The sequence below is a fragment of the Polaromonas sp. genome, from assembly GCF_012927415.1.
Taxonomy (GTDB): domain Bacteria; phylum Pseudomonadota; class Gammaproteobacteria; order Burkholderiales; family Burkholderiaceae_C; genus Polaromonas.
On the sequence record NZ_JABBPF010000065.1, the window covers coordinates 1 to 2,731 of the forward strand.

The following is a 2,731-nucleotide window of genomic DNA, read 5'->3' on the forward strand; positions in this document are numbered from 1 at the left end:
CAGCAGCGCAAGTGCTGACAAATCCACCCCCCCCACCGTCGGGATGACCCGTCGCAGGGGCGTCAACAAGGGCTCGGTGAGGCGGCCCAGAAGGCTGTAAACGGGCGAGCCGGGTTGCACCCAGGACATGATGGCGTAGCCCAGCACCAGAATAAACAGCGTCTGCAGCGTCACCCGGATCAGCATCTTCAGCGCAAAGACGAATATCCCGAGCATCACCGTCGGCAAGGCATCCAGACTCCAGGAGACAGCGCCGAGCAGCACGCTGAACAACAGCCACCATAGCAGGGCATAACCCAGGGCGATCAATACGGCAGCCAGCACGCTGGCCCAGTCAATCTGAGACTGGGACAGCGACCGAGGCAGTGCGCGCCGCAACGGCTTGACCAGCCAGTCCGTCAAGGCCATCACAAAACTGCCTGGTTGCGCTTTCATGTTGACACGCAACCAGTTCATCCAGGCGCGCAGCAAGGCTGCAGCGATCAGCAGAAAAAACGCTGTCTCAAGCAAAAAAGCCAAAACCTTGATCAGCATAAATTTCTCGCGTGTGCAAGCATCAAAAGCATCATCAACGCCTTATCGACGCGGCTTTTTGCCTTGTTTTCGACCCGGATTTCCGGCCGCCTTCTTGGCAACAGCTTTTAGTGCGTGAATCGGCGATTTGGCCGTTCTGTCAGTTACTGTGTCCTTGGCCACATTATGGCTTTCGGTACCGGAATTGCGTTTGCCGGTGCGCGCCTCCGAACGCTTGTCCGCCGATTTGCCACCTTCCTTGCTACCGCGCTCCTGCACAGAAAGTTCAGCTGAAGCGCCGCCAGCCTTGTCCTTCATGTTCCGGCTCAACAACTGCGCTTTGTCTTCGCCTTCATGCACCAGCCGGAAGTCGATTTTTCGGCCATCCAGATCGACACGGCTGACCTGTACCCGAACCCGCGTTCCGATGGCATAACGCATGCCGCTGCGTTCGCCACGCAATTCCTGGCGCGCTTCGTCAAAGCGGAAGTATTCGCCGCCGAGTTCGGTGATGTGGACCAGACCCTCCACATACATCGCGTCAAGTGTCACGAAAATGCCGAATCCGGTCGCCGTCGTGACCACCCCGCCAAATTCCTCACCGAGATGCTCGCGCATGTACTTGCACTTCAGCCAGGCTTCGACATCGCGGCTGGCTTCGTCCGCACGGCGTTCATTGGCGCTGCAATGTAGACCCGCAGCTTGCCAGGCAAGCTGATCAACGCTGGCTTTTTTGGGCTTTTCGCTTGGTTCCCTGACACGCGCCGCCAGCCGTTTGGACAGCTTGGCCTCGGCTTCGCCAGGTGTGGGCAGCACCGGCAGTTGGTACTTGGTCTTTTTCAAAACGGCCTTGATGATGCGGTGCACCAGCAAATCCGGATACCGGCGAATCGGGCTTGTGAAGTGGGTGTAAGCCTCATACGCCAGGCCGAAATGGCCACTGTTCATGGGCGTGTAAATCGCCTGCTGCATGGAGCGCAACAGCATCGAATGGATTTGCTGTGCGTCGGGGCGGTCTTTGGTCGCCAGGGCGATCTGCTGGAACTCGCCCGGAGCAGGATCGTCGCTCACGGTCATGCCGATATTGCTCGCCTTGAGGTAATTGCGCAGCAACTCGATTTTCTCCGGCGTCGGCCCTTCGTGTACGCGAAACAGGCCGACATGCTTGCTCTGCGCGATAAAATCGGCCGAGCACACATTGGCAGCCAGCATCGCCTCTTCGATCAGCCGGTGCGCCACATTACGGGTACGCGGAATGATTTTGTCAATGCGCCCCACCTCATCGCAAACAATCTGGGTTTCGGTGGTTTCAAAATCCACCGCCCCGCGCACGCTGCGCTCCTTGAGCAGCGCTTTGTACACCTCGTGCAAATTCAGCAAGTGCGGCACCACGGCCTTGCGTTGCACCGCTTCAGGACCCCGCGTGTTGCCCAAAATGGCGGCCACCTCGGTATAAGTCAAACGGGCCTGACTCAACATCAGCGCCGGGTAAAACTGGTAGGCGTGAACCTCTCCCTTGGCATTAACCAGCATGTCACACACCATGCAAAGACGCTCAACATGGGGGTTGAGCGAGCACAGCCCGTTAGACAGTTTTTCCGGCAGCATGGGAATCACGCGACGCGGAAAATACACGCTGGTTGCGCGGTCATAGGCATCAATGTCAATGGCGCTACCGGTTTCCACGTAATGGCTGACATCGGCGATTGCCACCAGCAGCCGCCAGCCCTTGCTACGCCCTACCTTGGCAGGCTCACAATAGACGGCGTCATCAAAATCGCGCGCGTCCTCGCCGTCAATCGTGACCAACGCAATGTCAGTCAAGTCTATGCGGTGCGTCTTGTCTACCGGGCGCACGGCATCGGGCAAGGTACGGGCAAGCGCCAGCGCTTCGTCGCTAAATTCGTGCGGCACGCCGTATTTGCGAACAGCAATTTCGATTTCCATGCCCGGATCGTCGATTTCGCCCAGCACTTCAGTGACCAGCCCCACCGGCTGGCCAAACAAGGCCGGCGGTTCGGTCAGTTTGACCACCACGATTTGACCGGTCTTGGCAGTGCCCGTAGCGCCTTTTGGTATCAGCACATCCTGGCCATAGCGCTTGTCCTCGGGCGCCACCAGCCAGACACCGCTTTCATGGAGAAGACGGCCAATGATCGGGTTGGTCGAGCGCTCGATTATTTCGGTCACCCGGCCTTCGGGCCGGTTTTTGCGGTCG

2 protein-coding genes are annotated in these 2,731 nt (G+C 58.5%); both read right to left on the bottom strand.

All coding sequences use genetic code 11. The features are described from left to right. Positions 1–534 (bottom strand): YggT family protein (locus HHJ19_RS06690; RefSeq protein WP_296905205.1); only part of this gene is annotated, 534 nt, incomplete at its 3' end. 42 nt (positions 535–576) lie between these two features. Continuing rightward, positions 577–2,731 (bottom strand): ribonuclease R (gene rnr / locus HHJ19_RS06695; RefSeq protein ID WP_296905207.1); only part of this gene is annotated, 2,155 nt, incomplete at its 5' end.